Source organism: Bradyrhizobium sp. YCK136 (assembly GCF_044570075.1).
Lineage (GTDB): Bacteria > Pseudomonadota > Alphaproteobacteria > Rhizobiales > Xanthobacteraceae > Bradyrhizobium > Bradyrhizobium diazoefficiens.
Map to the genome: position 1 here is coordinate 6,673,443 of NZ_CP172424.1, position 19,247 is coordinate 6,692,689.

A 19,247-nucleotide genomic window follows, 5' to 3' on the forward strand; every position below is an offset into this window, starting at 1 on the left:
GACATCACCCGGGAAACGCGTGGGGCCATGCTGAACTTCCTCGCCCATCGCATCGCGCAGATCGTGCCGACACTGTTCTTCGTGTCGGTGCTGATCTTTTCGCTCCAGCAATTGCTGCCCGGCGATCCGGCGCTGGTGATGGCCGGCGAGGAACGCGATCCCGCCGCGATCGAGCAGATCCGGCAGCAGTACAAGCTCGATCAGCCGATCCCCGTGCAGTATGTCTACTGGCTCAAGGGAGTCCTCACCGGCAATTTCGGCGAGTCCTTGCGCAACAAGATGCCGGTGCGCGAGCTGATCGCGCAGAAACTGCCGGTGACGCTCCAGCTCGGCTCGATGGCGATCCTGATCGCGTTCTTGATCGGCATTCCCGCCGGCATCGTCTCCGCAGTGAAGAAGGGCACGGCCTGGGACTATGGCGCGAATTTGTTTGCGCTGTGGGGCATCTCGACGCCGAATTTCTGGCTCGGGATCCTGCTGATCTTCCTGTTCTCGATCAAGCTCGGCTGGCTGCCGGCCTCGGGCTACGTGCCGCTGACCGAGGACTGGCGCGCGAGCCTGGCCGCCACCATCATGCCCGCCTTCGTGCTCGGCAACGCGATTTCCGCGATCCTGATGCGGCACACCCGCAGCGCCATGCTCCAGGTGCTGGAAAGCGACTATGTCCGCACGGCGCGTGCGAAGGGATTGTCGGAGCGCTCCGTCATCCTCAAGCATGCGATGCGCAATGCGCTGACGCCGATCATCACGCTCGGCGCGCTCGAGCTTGGCACGCTGTTGTCGGGCGCCGTGCTGACGGAGCAGATCTTCTCCATTCCCGGCTTCGGCAAGCTGATCGTGGACGCCGTCTTCAACCGCGACTACGCGGTCGTGCAGGGCGTGGTGCTGGTGACGGCCACGGTCTACATCACCCTCAACCTCGTTGCCGACGTCGCCTATATTCTCGTCAATCCGCGGCTGCGGGGCTAGCGCCATGACCGATGCCGCATTGCCCGCCGCTCCCTCCACCGCGCACGCGTCCGAACTAGACAGCCCGGCGCGCCGCGCACGGCGGCGGTTGTTCAAGCGCAAGGCCGCCGTATTCGGACTCGTCGTGATCACGGCGTTCATCCTGCTTGCGGCGCTTGCTCCTCTCATCGTCCCCTACGATCCCATCGCGACGAGCTGGAGCCTGGTACGCAAGCCGCCGACCGCGGCGCACTGGTTCGGCACCGACGAGCTCGGCCGCGACATCCTCAGCCGCATCGTCTACGGCGCGCGCGCCTCCTTGCTCGCGGGCCTGATCTCGGTCGCGATCGCGCTCGGCGTCGGCGTGCCGCTCGGCCTGCTTGCCGGCTATCGCGGCGGATTTGTCGATGCGCTGATCAGCCGGATCACGGATGCGATGCTGGCCTGCCCGTTCCTGATCCTGGCGATCGCGCTGGCCGCGTTTCTCGGACCGAGCCTCGGCAATGCCATGATCGCGATCGGCATCTCGGCGACCCCGATCTTCATCCGCCTGACCCGCGGCCAGGTGCTGAGGCGCTCGGCAACCCCGGCTGGCGGATCGCGTTCTCGCATATCCTGCCCAACATCCTGCCGGCGCTGCTGGTGCAGGCGACGCTGTCGATCGCCGCCGCCATCATCGCCGAGGCGGCGCTCTCGTTCCTTGGCCTTGGTCAGCAGCCGCCGGCACCGTCCTGGGGCAGCATGCTCAACGCGGCGCAGCGCTTCCTGACCCAGGCGCCCTGGATGGCGATCTGGCCGGGGCTTGCGATCTTCCTCGTGGTGCTGTCGCTGAACCTGCTGGGCGACGGCCTGCGCGACGCGCTCGATCCAAGGCAGCGATAAAGCTAGCTCCTCTCCCCGACGGGGAGAGGTAAAGATCAACCGCCAGCGCTAGATCACTGCCTCGCGCATCACGCGGCGGCAATCCATCTCGTATTCGAGATCGACCACCGGCGGGCGGGCATAATGCCAGGTCAGGCCGGAGCGCAGCGCGCCGCGGCGGACCAGTTCGTCGACCAGCGCGTGGTGGAAGTCATGCACGGAATAGGCCTGCACGCCGGTGGTGTCCTTCCAGCCGAAGCCGAAGGCCGCCATCCGGTTTTCCATCTGCGAGGTGGTGGTGAACCGCACCTTCTCCCGCAGCCCCTCCGGGCTGAGGTCGCGGTAGCGCACCGTGCGCTCGACGTAGCTTCCGCTGCCCTCGCGTGCTTCGGCACCGCCGGCGATCACGAAGCTCGGCGCCTTCGACCGCGTCGGGCGCGTGAAGGAGAACGCGTAGAACGATGGCTCGGTCGGCGGATCGATCTCGGGACAGACATTGCTGCGCGCCACCGGATTGGTGGTGCCGTCGAAGATGCCCCATTCGGACAGCGTCTTCACATAGTGCAGGTTGAACGCACGAAAGCCCTCCTCGCTGAAGGCGGCTGGTGAGCGCAACTCGCAGGCGCAGAACGCCGTCAGCGGACGTCCGGCTTCCTGGATGAATTTCGCCGCGAGCGCAAAGCCCTCGGCAAGCGGCACCAGGCGATCGAGCCGGACGCGCTCGATCTCATAGCCATCATCCGCGGCCGCGCCGGCCGAATACTGGAACACGGATGGAATGAAACGATAATTGCCCGCAGAGAACTCACGCGTCATGACGAACTCCTATTCCAGTTGCATGCGAATGCCCTTGGCGCCGTTGAGCAGGCGCCTCAGGTGAAAACCGGCCAGCGCATCGTCGGCGTGCATCCCGACCAGCGCGGCAAAAGCCGGCATGGCGGCTGCGTCGCCGGCCTCCATCTTGGCGAAGGCTTCGGAGTACCGCGTTGTCGCCGCCGCCTCGAATTTCGCTGGCGCCAGTGGTTCGAACGCGCGCAGGGGTTCGCTGTGCCCGCGCAACATCAGGTCACCCACGGGACGGCCATGGAAATTTATGGCCCCCTCGGCGATGCTGGCACTGACGCAGATGCGTGTTCCCAGGTGCTTGTTCGCAGCCTCCAGCCGGGCCGCGATATTGATGGAGTCGCCATAGGCGGTGTAATCGAAGAAACGATTGCCGCCGAAATTGCCGACCAGCGCCGGGCCCGCATGGGCACCGATGCGGGTCGCCCCGAAATTGACGCCTCTCGCCTTCCAGCGTGCGGAGAAATCCTCCGCCCAGGCATCGAGATCATGCGCACAGGCGACCGCGCGCGCCGCATAGTCCGGCTGGTCGCCAGGCGCGTTGAACAGCACCTGAATCGCATCGCCGATGATTTTGGCGACCGTCCCCTCGTGCGCGAAGACGATCTCGGTCATGCCGCTGACATACTCGTTGAGGAGCTCGCCGAGCGTCTGCGGGGCCGCGCTCTCGACCAGCGACGTGAATCCGGTGATGTCGGTGAAGAGGGTGGCGACATCGCGCCACTGCACCTCCATGCTGCCTTCGACATCCGCCGCCAGACGCCTTGCGATCTCCGGCGAGAAGAAGCGCGACAGTGAGGCATGGGCGCGCTCGGCTTCCATCTGGCGCCGCCGCACCTCACGCAGCATCTCCACGTGGCCGATGGTCTTCTGGATCGTGGCCTCCAGATCGGCGAAGTCGATCGGCTTGGTCAGGAAGTCGAACGCGCCGCGGTTCATGGCGATGCGGATGTTGCTCATGTCGCCATAGGCGGAGACGATGATGGTCGACTTCTTGTCCTCTGCCTCCTGAAGCTTCGCCAGCAGCGACAGCCCGTCCATCCGCCGCATGTTGATGTCGGAGACCACCATGTCGACATGCGGATTCTGCTCAAGTGCCTGCAGCGCCTCGAGGCCGTCGCGGGCGAACATGAGGGTGAGCAGCCCATCGCGAATCTGCCTGCGAAACTTTTGCAGGATCAGCGCCTCGAGGTCCGGCTCGTCGTCGACGAAGAGGATGGTCGCAGTCATGCGGCTTGCTCGAGCCTCGTGTCGATCTCCTGGCGCAGCAGCGCAAAGTCGATCGGCTTGGTCAGGAGCGCGTGGGCGCCTCGCTCGATCGCCTTTCTGCGCGTCTCGGCGTCGCCATAGGCGGTGATCATGATGACGGGAACGTGCGGATAGTCGGCGCGCACCTTCGGCAGCATGTCGAGCCCGCTCATGCCGGGCATGTTGACGTCTGACAGAATCAGGATCAGCGAAGGATCGCGAACCTCGGCGGCACGCCTCAGCGCATCGGCCGCAGAGGGAGCAAACTCCATCTGGAAGCGGCCGGCGCGCAGGTCGCGCCGGAAGTGCTGCCTGAACAGCGGCTCGACGTCGGGCTCGTCATCGACGACCAGGATATAAACGTTCAAGTCTTGCCTCCGGCAGTGTCGCCCGCTGCCATCGTGCGCGGCAGCGTTATGATGAATTCGGTGAATATACCGGGCTCGGTCTTCACGTCGATCGTGCCGCCGTGCTGCTTCACGACGATGTCATGGCTCATGGACAGGCCGAGCCCGGTGCCCTCACCGGCCGGCTTGGTCGTGAAGAACGGATTGAACAATTTTTCCTTCACCTCGGGCGGAATCCCGGTGCCGTTGTCACGGATCCGGATCTCGACCGTGTCGCCGAGGCTCCTGGTTGCGGTACTCAGGATCGGCTCAAAACTGTCCGCCGCGCTCTCCTTGCGCTTGGCCGCAGCATAGAAACCGTTCGAGATCAGGTTGAGGAAGACGCGCGTGATCTCCTGCGGATAGATGTCGACCAGGCCGGCGGCGGGGTCAAATGCGCGCTGGAGCGTGACGTTGAAGGCGGGCCTTTCGGCGCGCGCGCCGTGATAGGCCAGATTGAGGCTCTCCTCCACGACCGCATTGATATCGACGGGGCGATGTTCGCCGGAACCCTGGCGCGAGTGCACCAGCATGTTCCTGACGATGGAATCGGCGCGCTTGCCGTGCTGCACCACCTTCTCGAGATTGCCCCTGAGCATGGCGGTCAGCTCGTCAACTTCCGCCTTGGTCTTGCCGTCGAGCTTTGCCGCTTCGAGCACCTCGTTGAGCTCGTCGATCAACTCCGTCGAAACCGACGAGAAATTGTTGACGAAATTGAGCGGGTTCTTGATCTCGTGGGCGATGCCGGCGGTGAGCTGGCCGAGGGAGGCAAGCTTCTCGGTCTGGATCAGCCGGTCCTGCGCGGCGCGCAGATCATCGAGCGATCGCGACAGCTCTCTGGTGCGTTCCTGGACCTCCTCGAACAATCGGACATTCTCGATCGCGATGAGGGCCTGATCTGCAAATGTGGTGGCGAGTTCGATTTGCTTGTCGCTAAACGGCCGCACCATATGCCGCGTCAAGACAAACACGCCGATTGGCGTCCCCTCGCGAAGCAGAGGCACACCGAGCATCGTACGCACGTTTGAACGCCTTCGAGCGGACGAAGGCGCATATTCGGGGTCGGCCTGCACATCCGGGACATGAACCGTTTTAGCGTCGAGCAGCGTACGCCCGACCACACTTCCCCGCTCGGGTACGGAAGCGAATGTCCGAAGCTTGTTTTCCTGCTCCGCGTCAAGCCCGTAGCTTGCCGCCAAATAGAAGACGCCGTCGCTAGGCCGAAAGTTCGTGCCTTCGTCCGCGTCACATAAGCGCGCCGCCGAGCCGACAAGGGTGTTCAGCACGGTTTGCAGGTCGAACGCCGAACGGCTGATGACTTTCAGCACATCGGCGGTCGCCGTCTGCTGCTGCAGCGACTCGCTCAATTCCGCGGTCCGCTGCTCGACCTTGTTTTCAAGGTCGGCATAGGATTCCTGCAAGCGCGCGCCCATCTCGTTGAACTGATCGGCGAGCCCTTCGAGCTCGTCGCCGGTCCGGATCGCGATGCGCTGGGAGAAGTCGCCACCCCCGATCCGCTCGGCGCCGCTGCGCAGCGCCTGGATCGGTCCCACCATGCGGCGCGCGAGAAATATCCCCGCAAGCACCGCGAAGATCGACGCCGCGAGCAGCACGATCGCAAGCCGCTGCAACGAGGCATAGAGTGCGGCATAGGCCTCCTCGACCGGCAGCTCAGCGGCTCGATCGGGGCCGATGCGGTCAGCACCTTCCGCCCCTGGATGTTGCGCGCTTCAGGAAGCGGATCGGACATGGTGCCGCCTCCGGCCTGCGCGGCGCGCACCTGCGCGAGCCCGGACATATCGGTGTTGCGCAGGACCAGGCTGATATCGGGATGCGCGATCAGGCGCCCCTCCGGCCCGACCACGTAGGCGTTCCCGTGCTCGCCGACCTTGATCTGGGAGACGACGTCCCAGATCAGCTTCAGATTGACCTCGGCGATGCTGACGCCGGCATCCTTGCGCGCGCCGGCCAGCGCCAGCGTCATGTAGGGCTCGGAGTCCCTGCGGAAATAGACCGGCCCGTAATAGACCTTGTGCGCAACCGCCTCGGTGAACTTTGGATCCCCCGACAGGTCGATCCCACTGTCGATCGCGTCCATCGCCAGCCGCGAGACCCGCAACCGCTCCTTGCCGCTCGAGTCCACCTGGGCGAGCTCGGTGATCCCTGGCACCTGACGCAGCAGCCGCAGCGCGTCGAACCGGCGCTGCTCGATCGAGCCCGCCGACCACGGCAGCTGCGTGGTCCAGCCGAGCTGGCTCTCGATCTCCTTGACGAACTGGCCGATCTTGGCGGCCGCCGCCTCAGCCTGCTCATGCTGGACCCGGATCAGCGAGGCCTTGTGCTCACGATAATAGAAGAAGACTTCGAACAGCCCGTTGGCGAGCAGCGCAACGGCGACGACGGCCACGAACAGCGCGACGTATTTGGTGAACAGCCGGGTCCTGATCCCCCGCCCCACCGCCTCGCCGGCCACGGCCCCATCCGGGGCCGCGCTCGGCAACGTCCTGGCTTGAGGAGTGTCGGGATGCAGGGAGAGGCTCATCCGGCGGAATCTAGCAAGAAGACGAGACGTTGTCTCTCGCGAGCGCGGCAAAGGGCCCGCCCGGCGGCCGCGGTGGCCGCCGCATCAGCGTCGCCGGGTACAACAAAAAAGGGCGGCAGCGGATTGACCGCTGCCGCCCTTTGCTTCGTTGCTTCCGGCCTCAGGTCGGCCGCAGCGCCTTGGCGCCGAGGTCGAGCTCGTTGACCTGCTTGTTCCGCTCGGAATCGGCCGCCGCGCGATGGTCGGTCGCCAGCACCACGTAGACCGCCGGCAGCACGAACAGCGTGAACAGCGTGCCGATCGACATGCCGGCGACGACGACCAGACCGATCGAGAAGCGGCTGGCGGCGCCCGCGCCGGTCGCGGTCAGGAGCGGGATCAGACCCGTCACCATCGCGGCCGTGGTCATCAGGATCGGCCGCAGGCGGATGCGGGCCGACATTTCGATGGCAGAGCGGCGATCGAGCCGCTCGTTGACCTGGAGCTCGTTGGCGAACTCCACCATCAGGATGCCGTGCTTGGTGATCAGGCCTACCAGGGTGAGCAGACCGACCTGCGTGTAGATGTTCATGGTCGCCACGCCAAAGAACAGCGGGATCAGCGCGCCGACGATCGCCATCGGCACCGAGATCATGATCACCAGCGGGTCACGCAAGCTCTCGAACTGGGCCGCCAGCACCAGGAAGATGATGATCAGCGCGAAGCCGAAGGTGATCGCGAGCTGGTTGCCTTCCTGCACATACTGCCTGGAGTCCGCGAGATAGTCGTGGCTGAAACCCTGCGGCAGCTTCTTGGCCTCGCCTTCGAGGATGTCGACCGCAGCACCAACAGTCACGCCAGGCATCGGCACGGCCGAGAACGTCGCCGAATTGAGCTGGTTGTAGTGGGTCAGCGAGTTCGGGTCGGTCTTGGTCCTGATCGAGACCACGGTCGACAGCGGAAGCTGCTGGCCGGTATTGGTCGTAACATAGTAGCCGCCGAGCGATTCCGGCGACAGCCGATTGCCCCGGGGCACCTGCGGAATCACCTGGTAGGAGCGCCCCTCGAGATTGAAGCGGTTGACGTAATTGCCGCCAAGCAGCACCGCGAGCGTGCTGCCGAGGTTCTGCATGTTGATGCCAAGGTCCTGGGCCTTGGTACGGTCGATCGTGACCTGCACGTTCGGCTGGTTATAGGCGAGGTCGCTGTCGGAGACGATGAACATGCCGCTCTTGCGCGCGGCGTCCTTCAGCTTCTCCATCTGCTCATAGACCGTCTGGAATCCGGCGGTGGAGTTGATCACCATCTGCACCGGCAGGCCGCCGGGTCCGCCGGGCAGCGGCGGCAGGTTGAAGGCGAAAGCCTGCACGCCCTCGATCTTGGAGAGCTCGGCCTGCACCAAGGACTTCAACTGGATCGACGAACGCTTGCGCTCCTCCCACGGCTTCAGCAGCATGCCGGCGATGCCGCCCTGCGGACCGTTGATGCCGTTCAGCACGAAGCGCAGATCGGTCTCCGGGAACTTCTGGAATTTCTCGTCGAGCTTTTCGCCGTAGAAATCGACATAGTCGATATTGGCGTATTTCGGCGCCTTGGTCACCGCGAACACGATGCCCTGGTCTTCCTCCGGTGCCAGTTCCTTCGACGTGTGCATGTAGAGGAAGCCGACCAGCCCGAGGATCGTCACCGCGAACAGGCCGGTGATGGCCTTGTAGTCGAGCGAGCGATCGAGCCTGCGGCCATACCAGCGCGTCAGGGCGCCGAACACCTTGTTGACGGCCTTGGCGAAGCGGCCCTCTTCGGTGTTCTTGAGCAACACCGAGCACATCATCGGCGACAGCGTCAGCGCGATCACGCCTGACACGATCACCGAGCCTGCGAGCGTGAAGGCGAATTCGCGGAACAGCGAACCGGTGAGACCGCCGAGGAAGCCGATCGGCGCGTACACGGCCGCGAGCGTGATCGTCATCGAGACAACGGGACCGACGATTTCACGCGCGCCTTGCAGCGATGCCTGGACCGGCGTCTTCCCTTCCTCCAGATGGCGGTGGATGTTCTCCACCACCACGATGGCGTCGTCGACCACGAGGCCGATCGCAAGCACCATCGCGAGCAGCGTCAAGAGGTTGAAGCTGAAGCCGAACGCCAGCATCAGCGTGCAGACGCCGATCATCGACAGCGGAATGGTGACGACGGGAATGATGACCGAGCGGAGCGAGGCCAGGAACAGGAAGATCACCACGATCACGATGATCACGGCTTCGCCCAGCGTCTTCTCCACCTCGTCGATCGAGGACTGGATGAACTTGGTCGAGTCGTAGGCGACCTTCATCTTCATCGACGGCGGGAGATTGCGTTCCAGTTCGGGGAACAGCGCGCGCACGCCCTTCACCAGCGTCAGCGGATTGCCTTGCGGCGTTGCCTGCACACCGATGAAGATCGCATGCTCGCCGTTGAAGGCGACGCTCGCGTCCGTGCTCTGGGCTGCAAGCTCGACGGTGGCGATGTCCTCCATCCGCACGAAGCCGCCGTCCTTGGCCTTGACGATCATCTTCCTGAACTGATTGACGTCGGTCAGGCCGGTGTTCGTGGAAATGTTCGAGACGATCAGATAGCCCTTGGTCTGACCCGCCGCGGACTGGAAGTTGTTGGCGGCGATCGCGGCGGCAACATCCGCGGGCGACACGTTGCGGCCGGCCATCTTCACGGGATCGAGCCACAGCCGCATCGCAAAGGTCTGGCCGCCGAGAATGTCGGCCGAGGCCACGCCGTCGACGGTCGACAGCACCGGCTGCACCACGCGCGTCAGATAGTCGGAGATCGCCGAGCCTGACAGCTCCTCGGAGGAGAAGCCGAGATACATCACGGCCGTGGTCTGGCCCGTGGTCTTGGTGACGATCGGGTCGTTCGACTCCTTCGGGATCAGGTATTTGACAGAGTTCGTCTTGGCCAGCACCTCGGTGAGCGCCTGGTTCGGATCGAAGTTCAGCTTGATGTAGACCTGGATCGTCGAGGTGCCGAGCACGGATGACGAGGTGATGTAGTCCACACCTTCGGCCGAGGCGACCGCCTGCTCGATCGGCGTGGTGATAAAGCCCTGGATCAGGTCCGCGGACGCGCCGGGATAGACGGTCGTGATGTTGATGACCGTGTTCGACAGCTTCGGATATTGCCGGATCGGCAGCACCATCGCCGCGCGCAGGCCGATCAGCAGGATCAGCAGGCTGACGACGACCGACAGAACCGGACGCTTGATGAAAATATCGGTAAAGGCCATCGCGGCGATCTCGATTTCTTTTTCTTTAGAAAAGTGACCCGGCCGAGCCGGATCACTTAAGGGTGGCAAGGGGTCAGTAGCGCGGCGGCTGCGCCGGGATCTGCGGAGCGGGATCGGTCGAAATCGACACCGGCGCGCCCGATTGCAGCTTGAGCTGGCCAACGGCGACGACCTTGTCGCCCGGCTTCACACCCTTGATGATTTCGACGCGGCCTTCGACCCGGCTACCGGTCTGCACGAAAGTGCGCACCGCGGAGAGGCTGGTCTTGCCATCCTCTTCCTTCTTCTCGGTGATCACGAACACCGAATCGCCGTACAGCGTGTAATCGACCGCCGTTTCCGGCACGGTGATCACCGCCGGCTTGTCCGGCAGCACAACCGTGGTGGTCACGAACATGCCAGGCTTCAGGATCTTGTCCGGATTGGCGACGGTCGCCTGCACGCGGATGTTGCGGGTGTCGGTCGCGATCTGCGGCTCGATCGTGGTGATCTTGGCGTCGAAGGTGCGGCCCGGATAGGCGTCGACCTTCAGCCGGACCGGCTGGCCGACCTTGAGGTTGCCCGAGTCCTTTTCCGTCACCGTGAAGTTGGCCCACAGCTCCGACAGATCGGTCAGCGACACGATCGCCGTGCCGGCCGTCAGATACTGGCCGACCTCGACCTTGCGCATGCCGAGATCGCCCGAGAACGGCGCGCGCACCAGCTTCTGCGAGATCAATGCCTCGGTCTTGGCGATGCCGGCCATCGCCTGGTCGTAGGCGGCCTGCGCGGTATCGACGGTCGCCTGCGGGCCGAACTGGCGCGAGGCGAGCTGCTTGGCGCGATCGAGCGAGAGCTGCGCGACGGTCGCCTGCGCCTTGTAGTTGGCGAGGTCGCCCTGATCAGGCGCGTCGAACAGCTGCACCAGCGGCATGCCGGCTTCGACATGCGAACCCGGCTCGAACTTGATCTCGGTGACGCGGCCGTTGACGTCGGCGCTGACGTCGACCTGATGCACGGCGGCAAGCCCGCCGACCGCAGTCAGCAGGTTAGGCACCACCTCGGACTTCGCCTCGGCCGCACTGACCATGGTCGGCGGCGGCTTGTTGTTGGCGAAGAACTGCTTGATCATCTGGCCGCGGAAGTAATTGAACCAGACGAGGCCGCCAACGAGCGCGCCGAGCAGCGTGCCGATAATGACGAACCAGAGCACCGGCCGGACCGGACGCTTGGGAGCCTTGTCGATCGGTTCGCCCGAAATCTTGTGTTCGGTCACGATGTTCATGTCATGCGCTTTCTGCAATCGCCGTCTTGCCCGCATCCGCGGCCTGATCGCGGCCCAAATGCGAAGCAATTGCGGCGTCGTTAAGTCCAATACCTCTCAGGAGAAACTCACAGAGCTGGCGCTCCAGATCGTTCGCCTTGCCGTAAGCGAGACAGGGCGCAGCCGGCAGCCTGGTCAGGGCAACAGTCATCACCGAATGATGTGCGAACCAGAACAGGTTGAGCGGATCGCCGGTGCACGGCCGCGCGTCCCCGGCAGCAACCGCGCGCTCGAGCGAGGCGACGAAAATCGCCCCGATCAGCGTCTCGATCTTGGCATATAGCAAACGCGCGAATTCGCCATCATCCAAATGGCTCGTGGCCATCAGTCGCAGGCGCTGCGCCTCTTCCTGGTCGGGGCCGTCGGCGATCTCGAGGAAATGCTCGATCATGCCGCGGATCACTTCGACCAGAGTGGCGGTCGATGGTACCCGCCCGAGCAGCTCCATCAATGCCGGGTCCGCCTCGCATTCGTCGCTGAGGATTTCGGCGTAGAGCGCCGCCTTGGACGGGAAATGCTTGAACAGCAGGGCTTCGGAAATGGCAGCGGCAGCCGCCACGCTCTTGGTCGTGGTGCCGGTATAGCCGTGTCGGGCAAAGCAGCGCTTTGCGGCGCCGAGGATCAATTGACGCCTCAGGTCGCTCGTCATTCGCAGTGAGCTCATAGGATAGTGAGTAAGCACTCACCCACGCAAAAGTCAAGCATTATGCTGCATCGCAACCTGGAAGCGTTGTAGTTTCAGTGGAAATTGCCCCGCCTGCACGGCCCACGTGCAGACGAGGTTCGCCGCGGGGAATGGACCTAGATCGGCTGGAAGCCGAGATCGCCGCGGATCCGGTTGACGATGTAGGTCCCGTCCCGGCTTGGCAAGATCCGCTCAAGGCTGGCGCTGTCGATCTTCACATTGGCAAATCGCGGGCCCGCCGAGACGTCGTGGACGGCTTTGGCAAAGGCCTCGACGCCAGCCATCGTCGAGATCGCGCGCGCGTCCTCGATGCCGCAGGCCCGGGCGATGCCGACGAGGTCGGCGGCCGCCGAGGTGTGGCTGGTCTGGCCGCCGGTCTCGCCATAAGCCTCGTTGTCGAGGACGACGATCGAGAGGTTGGACGGCTTCTGGAGCCCGATGGTGGCAAGGCTGCCCATGCCCATCAGCATCTCGCCGTCGCCGGTGATGACCAGCACCGGCAGCTTTGGCTGCGCCAAAGCCAGCCCGAGGCCGATCATCGCCGCGCCGCCCATCCCGCCCCAGAGATAGAAGTTGCGGGCGTGGTCGCCGGCCGCGCAGATGTCGTTGGTGGAGGCCCCGAGGCCGCCGATCGCCACCACGTCCTTGCGGTCCGCAAGCAGCGTCGAGACCACCTGGCGGCGGTCGAGGAGATTGGCCTTGCTCATTTGGTGAAGACCTTGGCGCCGATCAGGTGCTGCGACAACAGGACGGCGGTGGGCGTGAGCGCGTTATAGGCCTGCGCTGCGGCTGCCTCCAACACCGCCGGTACCTCGGCCGCACTGGAGGCGCGCAGCACCTTGACGCCGGAGAGCTCGAACACGCCCTGCGTGGTCGATCCCATCGGCACCTGCCATGGATTGAACTCGCCCCACTCGCCACGCATGGTCACCAGGGTGAGGAACGGAAAGCGCAGGATCGGGATCAGCGACAGCATGTTGATGCAATTGCCGACCCCGCTCGACTGCATCAGCAGGACGCCGCGCTGGCCGCCCGTCCAGGCGCCCGCGAGAAGCGCCACGCCCTCCTCCTCCGTCGTCAAGGGAATGCCGCGCATCGTGGAGGACCCCAGCACGCGCTGGATCAGCTTCGAATGGCCGGCATCGGGCACGTAAGGCACCTGCCGGACGTCGAAGCGTTGCAAGGTCGCAAAAAAAAATTCCGTCCATGAAGGAGCCGTGTCGGCAGCATCCGTGCGTGCGTGCATTTTCCTGTCCGGTCGGCTAGCAAGGTGCGAAGACTGTAGACGCATGCTCGCGTCGACCAGAACAACAAAAACGGCATATCGGCCCTAACCGGCGAGTATAACGGGATGAACGCAGATGCGAACGAGCTGGCGGCAAGCTTCGACCTCGAGAAGCTGACGCCGGAGTTCTACGACAACCCCTACCCGACCTATCGTGCACTGCGGGAGAACGAGCCGGTCAAGCGCCTGCCGAACGGCACCGTGTTCCTGACCCGCTATGACGACCTCGTCACCACCTACAAGAACACCAAGTCGTTCAGCTCCGACAAGAAGCGCGAGTTCGCGCCGAAATACGGCAACACCCCGCTCTACGAGCATCACACCACGAGCCTCGTCTTCAACGATCCGCCGGCACACACCCGCGTACGCCGCCTGATCATGGGGGCACTGTCGCCGCGGGCGATTGCAGGGATGGAGGCCGATCTCATCAAGCTGGTCGACAGCCTGCTCGACGCCATCGCGGCCAAAGGAAGCTGCGAGCTGATCGAGGACTTCGCCGCCTCGATCCCGATCGAGGTGATCGGCAATCTGCTCGACGTTCCACATGACGAGCGCGCGCCGCTTCGCGACTGGTCGCTGGCGATCCTCGGTGCCCTCGAACCCGTGGTGTCGCCTGAAGCGGCCGCGCGCGGCAACAAGGCGGTGAAGGACTTTCTCGCCTATCTCGAAACGCTGGTCGCACGCCGGCGCGGCAAGCCCGGCAATCCCGAACGCGACGTGCTGACGCGCCTGATCCAGGGAGAAGGTAACGGCGAGGAGAACGGCGAGCGGCTGACCGAGAAGGAGCTGCTGCACAATTGCATCTTCCTGCTCAATGCCGGGCACGAGACCACCACCAACCTGATCGGCAACGGCCTCGTCGCGCTCGACCGTCATCCCGATCAGAAGCAGCGGCTGATCGACCACCCCGACATGATCAAGACGGCGGTGGAGGAGATGCTGCGCTACGAGAGTTCCAACCAGCTCGGCAACCGCATGACCACCGAACGGGTCGAGCTCGGCGGCGTCATGCTCGATGCCGGCACGTCGGTGACGCTGTGCATCGGGGCGGCCAACCGCGACCCCGCGCAGTTTCCCGACCCTGAAAGCTTCGACATCGCGCGGACGCCGAACCGGCACCTCGCCTTCGCCACCGGCGCGCATCAATGCGCCGGCATGGCGCTGGCGCGGCTCGAAGGCGCCATCGCGATCTCGCGCTTCCTGGCGCGCTTCCCGAACTACGCCGTGAACGGCCGGCCGGTGCGCGGCGGACGGGTGCGGTTCCGCGGCTTTTTGAGCGTGCCCTGCGCGATCGGCTGAGGCCTCGAAACAAAAATGTTGAAAACAACCCCATGCACAGTAGCGGAGGCTAACGGAAGATTGCCTCGGTGGATCCGCATAACCATTTGACAAAGGGAGGCAAACCAGCGGCTTCGCGCATCGCGCCGGGCTCGGACCGATTTGAGCGCGGTGCAGTCGGTTGACGCCGGCACGCAGCAATGGAGTGACGAAAGATGAGCTCGTCCGTCATTGATTACCTCGCAACGGAAACGCGCCTTGGCGCCCATAATTACGAGCCGATCGGGGTCGTCCTGTCGCGCGGCGAAGGTGTCTGGGTCTGGGATACCGACGGCAACCGTTATCTCGATTGCCTCTCGGCCTATTCCGCGGTCAGCCAGGGCCACTGCCACCCCAAGATTCTGGCGGCGATGGTGGAACAGGCACACCGGCTGACGCTGACCTCGCGCGCCTTCCACAACGACCAACTCGCCCCGTTCTACGAGGAGATCGCTGCGCTGACCGGCTCCCACAAGGTGCTGCCGATGAACAGCGGCGCCAAGGCGGTCGAAAGCGCGATCAAGTCGGTGCGCAAATGGGGCTACGAGGTGAAAGGCGTGCCGGACGACCAGGCCGAGATCATCGTCTGCGCCGACAATTTCCACGGACGCACGCTGGGCATCGTCGGCTTCTCAACGGACCCTGAAACCCGCGGACACTTTGGACCGTTCGCGCCGGGCTTCAGGATCATCCCGTTCGGCGACGCCGCGGCACTCGAACAAGCGATCACGCCCAACACGGTCGCCTTTCTGGTCGAGCCGATCCAGGGCGAAGCCGGTGTCATCATTCCACCGGCGGGCTATTTCACCAAGGTGCGGGAGCTCTGCACGGCCAACAACGTCATGCTGGTGCTCGACGAGATCCAGACCGGGCTCGGCCGCACCGGCAAGCTGCTCGCCGAACAGCACGAGGGAATCGAGGCGGACGTGACCCTGCTCGGCAAGGCCTTGTCCGGCGGCTTCTATCCCGTGTCGGCCGTGCTCTCGAACAACGAAGTGCTCGGGACATTGCGACCCGGGCAGCACGGCTCAACCTTCGGTGGCAACCCGCTGGCCTGCGCGGTGGCGCGCCCGGCAATGCGCGTGCTGGTCGAGGAAGGCATGATCGAGAACGCGGCCAGGCAGGGCGCGCGCCTTCTGGAAGGCTTGAAGGACATCCGCGCCAACACGGTCCGCGAGGTACGCGGGCGCGGCCTGATGCTGGCGGTCGAGCTGAATCCCGAAGCCGGCCGCGCGCGCCGCTACTGCGAGGCGCTCCAGGGCAAGGGCATCCTCGCCAAGGACACCCATGGGCACACGATCCGCATCGCCCCGCCGCTGGTGATCACCAGCGACGAGGTCGACTGGGCGCTGGAGCAGTTCGCCACGACCCTGACGCAGGATTTCTCCTGAAGCTGCCTGCGTCGGAAGAGGTTCAGGAGCAGCAGCACTGGATATCGTTTCCACCCAGGAGTGGGATCGCTATTGGGGCGGCAAAACTCATACTCATTGCGATGTCGCCTCAAAACTCCGCTGCATCTTCTCGACGAGCTGGTCTATGCTGAAGCTCGATGGCCGCTGGCTGGGCGGAAACTCCTTGAAGGTGGCCAGAAACGGCGCCACGATGGCTTGAGACGCGATGAACGGACCCGATCCGTCCGATATGAACCAGTCGTAGTAGGTGTTCGACGTGACGTCGGCGCGCTCGTAGGGATCGGAGCGTAGGTCGAACAGTTTCGGGACACGCAGCTTGGTAAACGGCTCGGCCCAGATCCGCATCGTGCCCGTCGCGCGTTGCTCCTCGAACACGAACTTCCAGTTTTCATAGCGGAGCGCGACGAGATCGCCATCGTCGTTGAAATAGACGAACTCCTTGCGCGCGCCGCGTGGCTGTTGTCCCGTGAGATATGGAAGCTGGTTGTAGCCGTCGAGGTGGACCTTGTAGGTCTTGCTTCCGGTCTGATGACCCCCGAGCAGCTTTTCCTTGATGTCCGGCTCGCCCGCGACCGCCATCAGGGTCGGCAGCCAGTCGAGCGCGCTGACGATATCATTCGAGACTGAACCGGGCTGGATTCGTCCCGGCCAGCGGATCAGGCACGGCACCCTGAACGCACCTTCCCAGTTGGTGTTCTTCTCGCTGCGGAACGGCGTCGTGCCGGCATCCGGCCAGGTGTTCTGATGCGGGCCGTTGTCCGTGGTGTAGAGCACGACGGTGTCATTGCCGATGCCGAGATCGTCCACCGCCTTGAGGATCGTCCCGATGACAGCATCGTGCTCGATCATGCCGTCGTTGTACTCGGTCCTTGACGTAAGGCCGGGCTTGTCACGATTCTCCGGCCGCACATGGGTGCGGAGGTGCATGCGGGTGGCGTTGAACCAGCAAAAGAACGGCGTGTTCGCGCGGGCTTGACGCTGGATGAAGTCTATTGCCGCGGCGGATGTTTCGTCGTCGACCGTCTCCATTCGCTTTCTGGTGAGTGGCCCGGTGTCCTCGATGGTCTGCTTGCCGACCCGCCCCCAGCGGGGATGTTCTGTCGGATCGTCCCGGTCCGACGCCTTGCAGCGCAGGACACCCCGGGGACCGAGGGACTCGCGAAAGCGAGGGTCACGCGGGTAGGTCCGCGATTCCGGGTCTTCCTCGGCGTTAAGATGATAGAGATTCCCGAAGAACTCATCAAAGCCGTGCACCGTCGGCAGGAACTCGTTGCGGTCGCCGAGATGGTTCTTGCCGAACTGGCCTGTGGCGTAGCCGAGCGGCTTGAGCAACTCGGCGATGGTCGCATCTCTTGCCTGCAGGCCTACCGTTGCGCCCGGTATGCCTACCTTGGAAAGGCCGGTGCGCAGCGTACATTGACCGGTGAGGAAGGACGACCGTCCCGCCGTGCAGCTCTGCTCAGCGTAGTAGTCGGTGAACATCATGCCTTCCTTGGCAATGCGATCGATGTTCGGCGTCTTGTAGCCCATCAGGCCGAAAGAATAGGCGCTGATGTTGGTCTGGCCGATATCGTCGCCGAAGATGACGAGGATGTTCGGCTTGCGGCCGGATGGCGTGGCGGCGGGCGCCGGCGCCGCCTTCTGGGCCTGCGCGAGCGCGCCGGAGGTCAGCGTCGCCGCCGCCACCAGCGTCGATGTGCCCAGCAAGACATTCCGGCGGCTGAGGGCGCGGTCTTCGGTCTCGCTTGGTGAGGCGTGGTGTCCGTCTTGCTTCTTTGTGTCGCCGGGCATTGTTTTGCTCCTTCACAACGAGGACTGACAACTATCCCGCGGCAGGCGTCCTCCTTACGCAGCGGAATCCGAGGTGACTGGTGGATGTGTCGATCGCCTCCGCATGACGCGCCGCCGGACGGTAGCGGCGGCAGTAGTTCGGCGCGCACAGATGCGAGCCGCCCTTGATCACCTTGCGCGGAATCCTGATGTTCGGCTGATGGGGATCATGGCTGCCGTCTTCGCGGCCGCCGCGCGGGTTCACGGGAACGCAGCAGGCCTTCGGCGCATCCGCCTCGTGTTTCGGCGCATACCAGTCTGACGTCCATTCCCAGACATTGCCGATCATGTCATGAACGCCGTAGCCGTTCGGCGGAAACGCCGTCACCGGCGAGGTCCGCTCGTAGCCGTCGGCGTTCAAATTCTGCCGGGGAAATTCACCCTGCCAGGTATTGGCCATGTGCACGCCGCGGGCGTGAATTCCGTGCCCCACGCATATTCGGCGCCGTCGAGCCCGCCGCGCGCGGCAAATTCCCATTCCGCTTCGGTCGGCAAATCCTTCCCCGCCCATTGCGCGTAGGCCAGCGCATCCGAAAACGACACATGCACGACAGGGTGATTATCGTGCACGTTGATGTTGCTCTTCGGCCCATAGGGATGGCGCCAGTCCGCGCCTTTCATGAATTGCCACCACTGGCTCCAGTCGCGCAAATTCGCGACGCTCGGCGGCGGCGTGAACACAAGCGAGCCGGCGTAGATCATGTGCGGCAACGCGCCGGGATAATCCTTCGGGTCGGGCGGAATCTCGGCGTAGGTCTTGTGACCGGTCGCCTTGACGAACGCCTTGAATTGCCGGTTCGTCACCGGCGTGCGATCGATCCAGAAGCTGTCCACCGTCACCCGATGGACCGGCGCTTCCTCTGGATAATGGTCGTTGGAGCCCACGCGAAACGTGCCGCCGGGAATCCGGACCATGTCGGCCGTCCGGCCATCCTCCGGTGGCCGATCGTTCCGCTCATCGGTCAGCGGCAACGTCATGAACGTTACTCCAGAAGTGCGCGCTGACGGCAGACGTCCCAGAATCCCCGCGTAGCAACCTCTTGGTGCGATCTGAACGATCCGCCTCCGCACCGGAGCATCAACTCCAGATTGACCTTCAGTATAAGCGGCTTCTGGATTGGCGCTGAGAATTCAAAGGTCAGAAGCGTTGCCCTACCAAAACAGCGGATGCTTTGGCCAATGCGTGATAACGGGAATTGGAACTACGCGCATCGACAAAAGTGCGCGCAAGTGTGATGCGTTTGTCACGCGACAGGATAAACTGGAGTGGTCGCCCGCAAATTCCGGAAATGGTCTGGCGCGGGAATCCTAGAGCGCCATAATCGTCCGCA

The 19,247-nt window shown here is 64.1% G+C and carries 12 protein-coding genes and 3 pseudogenes; 4 read left to right on the forward strand and 11 right to left on the reverse strand.

Going from position 1 to position 19,247, the window contains the following annotated elements:
* Nucleotides 1-27: 27 nt before the first annotated feature.
* A complete protein-coding gene (locus ACFLEY_RS32160; RefSeq protein WP_060911057.1) occupies nucleotides 28-969 on the forward strand; it encodes an ABC transporter permease in 942 nt (313 codons plus the stop codon).
* 4 nt (nucleotides 970-973) lie between these two features.
* Nucleotides 974-1,830, forward strand: a pseudogene (locus tag ACFLEY_RS32165) (ABC transporter permease).
* Nucleotides 1,831-1,878: 48 nt separating this feature from the next.
* On the opposite strand, the gene ACFLEY_RS32170 reads toward ACFLEY_RS32165, so the two are convergent.
* The 9 genes and pseudogenes from ACFLEY_RS32170 to ACFLEY_RS32210 all read right to left on the reverse strand — a co-directional run bounded on the left by ACFLEY_RS32170 (nucleotide 1,879) and on the right by ACFLEY_RS32210 (nucleotide 13,318).
* Nucleotides 1,879-2,625, reverse strand: a complete 747-nt coding sequence (locus ACFLEY_RS32170; RefSeq protein ID WP_028172435.1) for a hypothetical protein — start codon at nucleotides 2,623-2,625, stop codon at nucleotides 1,879-1,881.
* Between the two features lie 9 nt (nucleotides 2,626-2,634).
* Nucleotides 2,635-3,882, reverse strand: a complete 1,248-nt coding sequence (locus tag ACFLEY_RS32175; RefSeq protein WP_060911056.1) for an adenylate/guanylate cyclase domain-containing protein — start codon at nucleotides 3,880-3,882, stop codon at nucleotides 2,635-2,637.
* The gene (locus tag ACFLEY_RS32180; protein ID WP_011085647.1) at nucleotides 3,879-4,268 is read right to left on the reverse strand and encodes a response regulator; all 390 of its coding nucleotides are present in this window, start codon (nucleotides 4,266-4,268) and stop codon (nucleotides 3,879-3,881) included. The genes ACFLEY_RS32175 and ACFLEY_RS32180 overlap by 4 nt, the downstream gene beginning before the upstream one ends.
* Nucleotides 4,265-6,828 (reverse strand): annotated as a pseudogene (locus tag ACFLEY_RS32185) (ATP-binding protein). The gene ACFLEY_RS32180 and the pseudogene ACFLEY_RS32185 overlap by 4 nt, the downstream one beginning before the upstream one ends.
* A gap of 160 nt (nucleotides 6,829-6,988) precedes the next feature.
* A complete protein-coding gene (locus ACFLEY_RS32190) occupies nucleotides 6,989-10,084 on the reverse strand; it encodes a MexW/MexI family multidrug efflux RND transporter permease subunit (protein WP_060911055.1) in 3,096 nt (1,031 codons plus the stop codon).
* 73 nt (nucleotides 10,085-10,157) lie between these two features.
* Complete coding sequence (locus ACFLEY_RS32195; protein ID WP_028172437.1) at nucleotides 10,158-11,348, reverse strand: efflux RND transporter periplasmic adaptor subunit; 1,191 nt, start codon at nucleotides 11,346-11,348, stop codon at nucleotides 10,158-10,160.
* A 1-nt stretch (nucleotide 11,349) separates the two neighbouring features.
* Nucleotides 11,350-12,036 carry a TetR/AcrR family transcriptional regulator gene (locus tag ACFLEY_RS32200; protein ID WP_060911054.1) on the reverse strand — a complete coding sequence of 229 codons (687 nt, stop codon included), beginning with the start codon at nucleotides 12,034-12,036 and terminating at the stop codon, nucleotides 11,350-11,352.
* Nucleotides 12,037-12,188: 152 nt separating this feature from the next.
* Nucleotides 12,189-12,779 (reverse strand): thiamine pyrophosphate-dependent enzyme, encoded by a 591-nt coding sequence (locus ACFLEY_RS32205; protein ID WP_060911053.1) that lies wholly within the window; start codon nucleotides 12,777-12,779, stop codon nucleotides 12,189-12,191.
* Complete coding sequence (locus ACFLEY_RS32210; RefSeq protein WP_396604295.1) at nucleotides 12,776-13,318, reverse strand: phosphonopyruvate decarboxylase; 543 nt, start codon at nucleotides 13,316-13,318, stop codon at nucleotides 12,776-12,778. The genes ACFLEY_RS32205 and ACFLEY_RS32210 overlap by 4 nt, the downstream gene beginning before the upstream one ends.
* Before the next feature lie 105 nt (nucleotides 13,319-13,423).
* Between ACFLEY_RS32210 and ACFLEY_RS32215 the strand changes: the two genes are divergently transcribed.
* Together ACFLEY_RS32215 and rocD are read left to right on the forward strand one after the other, a co-directional pair.
* Nucleotides 13,424-14,656 (forward strand): cytochrome P450, encoded by a 1,233-nt coding sequence (locus tag ACFLEY_RS32215; RefSeq protein WP_060911051.1) that lies wholly within the window; start codon nucleotides 13,424-13,426, stop codon nucleotides 14,654-14,656.
* A 194-nt stretch (nucleotides 14,657-14,850) separates the two neighbouring features.
* Nucleotides 14,851-16,065: an ornithine--oxo-acid transaminase gene (rocD, locus tag ACFLEY_RS32220; protein ID WP_060911050.1), complete on the forward strand. Its 1,215-nt coding sequence runs from the start codon at nucleotides 14,851-14,853 to the stop codon at nucleotides 16,063-16,065.
* 93 nt (nucleotides 16,066-16,158) lie between these two features.
* Here rocD and ACFLEY_RS32225 read toward each other — a convergent pair whose 3' ends face one another.
* Nucleotides 16,159-17,877: an arylsulfatase gene (locus ACFLEY_RS32225; protein WP_060911049.1), complete on the reverse strand. Its 1,719-nt coding sequence runs from the start codon at nucleotides 17,875-17,877 to the stop codon at nucleotides 16,159-16,161.
* A gap of 31 nt (nucleotides 17,878-17,908) precedes the next feature.
* Nucleotides 17,909-18,831: pseudogene (locus ACFLEY_RS32230) on the reverse strand (formylglycine-generating enzyme family protein).
* Nucleotides 18,832-19,247 lie beyond the last annotated feature (416 nt).

Bases quoted from the DNA above. Each gene is read 5' to 3' on its own strand.
- ACFLEY_RS32175 (WP_060911056.1), bottom strand. From the start codon at position 3,882: ATGACTGCGACCATCCTCTTCGTCGACGACGAGCCGGACCTCGAGGCG.
- rocD (WP_060911050.1), top strand. From the start codon at position 14,851: ATGAGCTCGTCCGTCATTGATTACCTCGCAACGGAAACGCGCCTTGGC.
- ACFLEY_RS32195 (WP_028172437.1), bottom strand. From the start codon at position 11,348: ATGAACATCGTGACCGAACACAAGATTTCGGGCGAACCGATCGACAAG.
- ACFLEY_RS32205 (WP_060911053.1), bottom strand. From the start codon at position 12,779: ATGAGCAAGGCCAATCTCCTCGACCGCCGCCAGGTGGTCTCGACGCTG.
- ACFLEY_RS32170 (WP_028172435.1), bottom strand. From the start codon at position 2,625: ATGACGCGTGAGTTCTCTGCGGGCAATTATCGTTTCATTCCATCCGTG.
- ACFLEY_RS32190 (WP_060911055.1), bottom strand. From the start codon at position 10,084: ATGGCCTTTACCGATATTTTCATCAAGCGTCCGGTTCTGTCGGTCGTC.
- ACFLEY_RS32225 (WP_060911049.1), bottom strand. From the start codon at position 17,877: ATGCCCGGCGACACAAAGAAGCAAGACGGACACCACGCCTCACCAAGC.
- ACFLEY_RS32215 (WP_060911051.1), top strand. From the start codon at position 13,424: ATGAACGCAGATGCGAACGAGCTGGCGGCAAGCTTCGACCTCGAGAAG.
- ACFLEY_RS32160 (WP_060911057.1), top strand. From the start codon at position 28: ATGCTGAACTTCCTCGCCCATCGCATCGCGCAGATCGTGCCGACACTG.
- ACFLEY_RS32200 (WP_060911054.1), bottom strand. From the start codon at position 12,036: ATGACGAGCGACCTGAGGCGTCAATTGATCCTCGGCGCCGCAAAGCGC.
- ACFLEY_RS32210 (WP_396604295.1), bottom strand. From the start codon at position 13,318: ATGCACGCACGCACGGATGCTGCCGACACGGCTCCTTCATGGACGGAA.